We start from the raw sequence: 5,046 nt of genomic DNA on the forward strand, positions 1-5,046 counted from the left end.
GTGCTTGCCGCCGCGCAGGGCCACGTCATCGCCAAGGGCTCGCTTGTGGGCCGCTACCGCCAGGCCGAGAAGCCGCCGAAGTCGGGCGTCCTGCCCGCGGGCGTCCCCAAGACGGTCGGAACCAAGATACCCGCGACCCGCCGCTGACGAGCGAACGAGAGGCTGGTGCGCGGTGCGCACCGGCTTTCCCGCTGCGGCAAATTTCCCCTCGGTTGGAAGTAATGTCGTTTCGGCGGTCTCTTGATTAACGGCTCACGGTGGCGCGGTTCGAGGAGGACTGGCCCGTGACGTGATGCTCAGGGAACGCCCGCGTTTGACACGGCGTTGCACGGACAAAGGCGGATGACAGATGCTCCGCAAGTTCTCGGCCCGATGCAGGACATACCCGACCATGCCGCTCTACTTTTTCGACATCTACAATGACGAAACGACCGAGGATGAAAGCGGCATCGAACTTGCCGACAGCGAGGCGGCGCTGAAGCGCGCACGCGCCGAGGCGCAGAACCTGGCTGTAGAATCCATCCGCGAGCACGGCCATCTCATCCTCGATCACCGCATCGTGGTGCGCGACGGGAATGGCGCGACGATCGGCCAGGTTCGTTTCGATGAGGCGGTCGAAGTGCGCCAAAGCGGCGGCAAGAGCGAGCCTCGACGATCATAATCGGCCCGCCACCGGCGGCGATGGGCTGGACTGGGAATTCCGATGCCGGCGCGGAAGAGCATCCGCTCTGCTCCGGCAGCCTGACGCACGGTGAGCGTACAGAGCAAATCCAGCGGGAACCCCCCACACTCTTTCGCGATTTCGGACAGCGTCAGCAACGAGCGGACGTATTTGTCAGATGAATCCACGTTTCAGTTTTGACAGGATGATCGACGAGGCCACGCTTTGGATCGGGGCCAACTGGCTTGAGATCGCGATCGCCACCGCCGCAGGCGCGGCGATCTATCTGCTGCTCAACCTTGTGCGCGGATGGAGCGTTAAACTGTGTCAGCGGGGCGAAGGCGCGGCGAGCTGGTACAGTATCCTGGGGCGAGCCTTCGGGCGTACCGGGCAGATCTTCATGATCCTTGTCGCCGCGCGGCTCGTAGTGGGATACGCCGACGCACCGGCCTGGCTGACTACCACGATCGCCACATTGTTCACGATCTCCGCGGTATTCCAGGGCGCGCTATGGGCCCGAGAAGTCGTCTTCGGAGCGATCGAGCATCGCATGCGCGACCAGGAGCATAACAGTCGGGCACTCATGAGCGCCCTTGGCATCATACGGCTCCTTGTGACGATCTCCCTCTTCGCGATCGCGCTCGTGGTGGTGCTGAGCAATCTGGGGGTGAACGTCACCGGGCTGGTAACGGGCCTTGGGATTGGCGGCATCGCGATTGGCCTCGCGGCACAAGGCATTTTCGCCGACTTGTTCGCAGCGCTCGCCATCCTTTTCGACCGCCCGTTTCGCATTGGCGATTCCATTTCCTATGACAAGGGCGCCGGCTCGGGGACAGTTGAATCGATCGGTCTCAAGTCGACGCGGATTCGGGGCGGGCCTGGCGAAGAGCGGATTATCGCGAACAAGAAGCTGCTGGACTTCGAAATCCTCAACACGACCCGGCGCCTGCGCAACCGTTTCAAATTCGAGTTTGTGATTGGCTACGCGGCGGCGCCGGAAGTCATCCTCAAAATACCGGGTCTGCTAAGGGATGCGGTCGAAAGCGAAGGCTACACCCTCATACATGGAGGGGTGAACGGCTTCGTCTCAAGCGGCATCAGCTACGACGTCGAGTTCGAGTCCAAAGAAGCAGACTTCCCGCCCGATGCACGAGACCGGGTGACTGCGGCGATACTGTCGCGCTTTCGCGATAACGACATCAGCTTTGCTTACCCGACCCAGGTGAACTTGCTCGCCGAGAAAACAAAGCCGGACCCGCCCGCGCAGGTCAGGGAAGAGAGCGGACGGGCGTGACGGCGGCTGGCAGCGCGCGCGGGTGACGTATCGCGCCAGGGGAACGCCGGCTGTTGGCGAGACCGTCACGCAATGGCCCCAAAAGTCTCGCCAGCTGTGCCTGGCGCGCGCAGCCTTCGAGCAGGCGAAATCGTCATACTCTAGGCCTTGGGCGCATGGGGCACGTGTCTATCCTGAAACCGCTTGAGTTCGGTTCCAGCGTTTGCCTTAGCCGTTCACGATCGTGCCGCCGTTGGGATGCAGGACTTGCCCCGACATGTAGCTGGAGTCCTCGCAGGCGAGGAAAAGGAAGGCGGGGGCGACCTCGTTGGGCTGTCCGGGCCGGCCCATCGGGGTGTTCTCGCCAAAATGGTCGAGCTTCTCCGGGCTGGCGCCGCCGCAGGGGTTGAGCGGGGTCCAGATCGGCCCCGGCGCCACTGCATTGACGCGAATGCCGTCGCCGACGAGGTTCTCGGACAGCGAGCGGGTAAAGGCGGTGATGGCGCCCTTGGTTGAACTGTAGTCGAGCAATTCCTTTGAACCCTGGTACATGGTGACCGAGGTGCAGTTGATGATGGCAGCGCCTTGCTTGAGATGCGGCCGCGCCGCCTGGACGAGGAAAAACATCCCGAAGATGTTGGTCTGGAACGTGCGACGCAGCTGTTCCTCGGTAATGTCGGTGATGTCCTTGTCGGGATGCTGCTCGCCGGCATTGTTGACCAGGATGTCGATCTTGCCGAACGCGCTGAGCGTCTCGGCGACGATCCGCTCCGAAGTGTCCTTCTCTCCGATATCACCCCGAATGGTGATCGCCTTGCGCCCTTCGGCCTCAACGATGCGCTTCGTCTCGGCCGCATCGTCATCTTCGCACAGATAGGCGATCGCGATGTCGGCGCCCTCCCGGGCATAGAGCGCCGCCACCGCCCGGCCGATCCCGCTGTCAGCACCGGTGATGATCGCGACCTTGCCCGCGAGGCGATCGGAACCCTTGTAGCGCGGTTGCCACTCTGGCTTTGGATCGAGACCGCTCTCGTGACCCGGAAGCGCATCTTCGTCAATCATCCCCTGGGTATCGCTCATGGACATCTCCTTCTCACAAGAGAACTCGCCCGGTGCGGATCGGTTCTTCGCCTTGGCGACGGACCGAGACATTAGGAGCCCAGGCGCCGGCACAGGATGGAGGAAGCGACCGGCACGACGACGCGGCGAGGCGCCGTCATCGCGAGAAGTCATCCCGGGCAACGCCAATCATGGTCGCGCGTTCTCGTCCTTGGGTCTCGAGGCATTCGAGGAACCCATCCTGAACGGTCGCGCACCGGGAAGGCGCAGATCAGCAGGAGATTATCGCATGACCGACATCGTCTTCGTCCACGGCATGTTCCAGAACCCCAAAAGCTGGGAAAACTGGATCCATATGTTCAGCGACAAGGGATACAATTGCCACGCCCCGGCCTGGCCGCTGCATGAAGGTGATCCGCGCTCGCTGCGCGATAATCCGCCGCCGGGTCTGGGCGAACTTCGCCTCAAGGATGTCATCGCATCTATCGAGGTTACGGTGCGTGGGCTCGGCCGCCCGGTGATGATCGGCCATTCGGTGGGCGGTCTCATTACCCAGATCCTGTTGAGCCGGGGATTGCTGTCAGCCGGGGTGGCGATCGATTCCGTCGCGCCCAATGCCATGGTCGACTTCGACTGGGGCTTTCTCAAGAACAGCGCGATCATCGCCAACCCGTTGAAGGGTGACGAACCCATCTACATGGATGCCAAGACCTTCCACGGCGCTTTCGCCAACAGTTTGAGCGAAGAGGAGGCAGCGCGCGCGTTCGAAGCGACGGCGACGCATGACAGCCGCAATATCCTGCGCGACTGTATGGGCGAGGATGGCCGGATCGATCTCGGCGCGCCGCACGCGCCCTTGCTGCTGATCGGCGGTGAGGAGGACGAGATCATCCCGGCGCATCTGACCGAGAAAAACCACAGGGCCTATAAGGATGAGGGGAGCGTTGCGGAGTTCGTGTCCTTTCCTGGCCGGAGCCACTTCATCTGCAACGAGCCCGGCTGGGAAGAGGTCGCGCAGACGGCGCTCCAGTTCATCGAGCGCAACGGCGTCCGTGCCGGATCTGGCGCCCGCAGCATTGAACCGATGTGATGTGACGGGTGAGGGGCTGTCTGGTTGAGATCGGCCCTTCTCTTGTCCGACGGTCGCGGAGGGCCGGGCGAGCCCTTCCGCCGATTATCAAGGACGCTCCTTGGTGCCTCTCAGGATAGCCGCGCGATCGTGACCATCCGGACGAGGTCGGACAAGGTCTTTGCCTGCATTTTCATCATGACATTGGCGCGGTAGACCTCGACCGTCCTCGCGCTGATCTCCAGGTCATAGGCGATCGCCTTGTTCGCCTGGCCGGCGACGAGGCCGTCCATGACCTCGCGCTCGCGGGGGCTGAGCATGGCGATGCGGTCGAGGATGGCCTGCCTTTCCGCGGCGGAGGCGGCATCTCCCGCGGTGCGCGCCAGCGCGCTGCGGATCGCGCTCAGCATGACCTCGTCATCGAACGGCTTCTCGATGAAGTCCGCCACGCCGGCTTTCATCGCCTGGATCGCCAGCGGGACGTCGGCATGGCCGGTCACCACGATGACGGGGACACCTGCGCCGGCGAGCTGCAGCTTTTCGGCCAGCTCGATGCCGGTCATCCCGGGCATGCGCACGTCGGTCACGAGGCAGGCGCCGGCGAGGGGCGGCGATGATTTTAGGAAAGCGTCTGCCGAAGCATAGGAGCGCACCCGTATCCCGGCCACATCAAGGAGAAATTCCAGTGAATGCCGGACGCTATCGTCGTCATCGATCACATAAACGATCGGGTCACTCGCCATCGCCTGGCCCTTCCTTGTCCGCCTTGGGCAGCGTGAAGCCGAACACGGCCCCGCCCCCGTCATGAGATTCCGCCCAGATGCGCCCGCCATGGGCCTCGACGATCGTGCGCGAGATCGACAGGCCTACACCCATGCCGGTGCGTTTCGTCGTGATGAACGGCTGAAACAGCCGGTCGGCCACATCGGCCGCGATGCCCGGGCCGGTATCGGCGACCGTCACCCGCGCCATGTCGGCGTCGGC

The 5,046-nt window shown here is 63.3% G+C and carries 6 protein-coding genes; 3 read left to right on the plus strand and 3 right to left on the minus strand.

The window, feature by feature from the left end:
* The first annotated feature begins 349 nt into the window (after positions 1-349).
* Together LH128_RS18565 and LH128_RS18570 are read left to right on the plus strand one after the other, a co-directional pair.
* The gene (locus tag LH128_RS18565) at positions 350-661 is read left to right on the plus strand and encodes a DUF6894 family protein (RefSeq protein ID WP_008831215.1); all 312 of its coding nucleotides are present in this window, start codon (positions 350-352) and stop codon (positions 659-661) included.
* A 205-nt stretch (positions 662-866) separates the two neighbouring features.
* Positions 867-1,955: a mechanosensitive ion channel family protein gene (locus LH128_RS18570; protein ID WP_233448253.1), complete on the plus strand. Its 1,089-nt coding sequence runs from the start codon at positions 867-869 to the stop codon at positions 1,953-1,955.
* Between the two features lie 207 nt (positions 1,956-2,162).
* Here LH128_RS18570 and LH128_RS18575 read toward each other — a convergent pair whose 3' ends face one another.
* On the minus strand, positions 2,163-3,014 hold the full coding sequence (locus LH128_RS18575) for a glucose 1-dehydrogenase (RefSeq protein WP_008831217.1): 852 nt from the start codon (positions 3,012-3,014) through the stop codon (positions 2,163-2,165).
* Between LH128_RS18575 and LH128_RS18580 the strand changes: the two genes are divergently transcribed.
* A complete protein-coding gene (locus LH128_RS18580) occupies positions 3,013-4,083 on the plus strand; it encodes an alpha/beta hydrolase (RefSeq protein WP_233448252.1) in 1,071 nt (356 codons plus the stop codon). The two genes, LH128_RS18575 and LH128_RS18580, sit on opposite strands and share 2 nt — an antisense overlap.
* Before the next feature lie 110 nt (positions 4,084-4,193).
* On the opposite strand, the gene fixJ is transcribed toward LH128_RS18580, so the two are convergent.
* Positions 4,194-4,895 (minus strand): response regulator FixJ, encoded by a 702-nt coding sequence (gene fixJ / locus LH128_RS18585; RefSeq protein ID WP_327195212.1) that lies wholly within the window; start codon positions 4,893-4,895, stop codon positions 4,194-4,196.
* On the minus strand, positions 4,795-5,046 hold a 252-nt coding region (locus LH128_RS18590), incomplete at its 5' end, for an ATP-binding protein (RefSeq protein ID WP_008831220.1). The genes LH128_RS18590 and fixJ, both read right to left, overlap by 101 nt.

Source organism: Sphingomonas sp. LH128, from assembly GCF_000293195.2.
Classification (GTDB): Bacteria; Pseudomonadota; Alphaproteobacteria; order Sphingomonadales; family Sphingomonadaceae; genus Novosphingobium; species Novosphingobium resinovorum_A.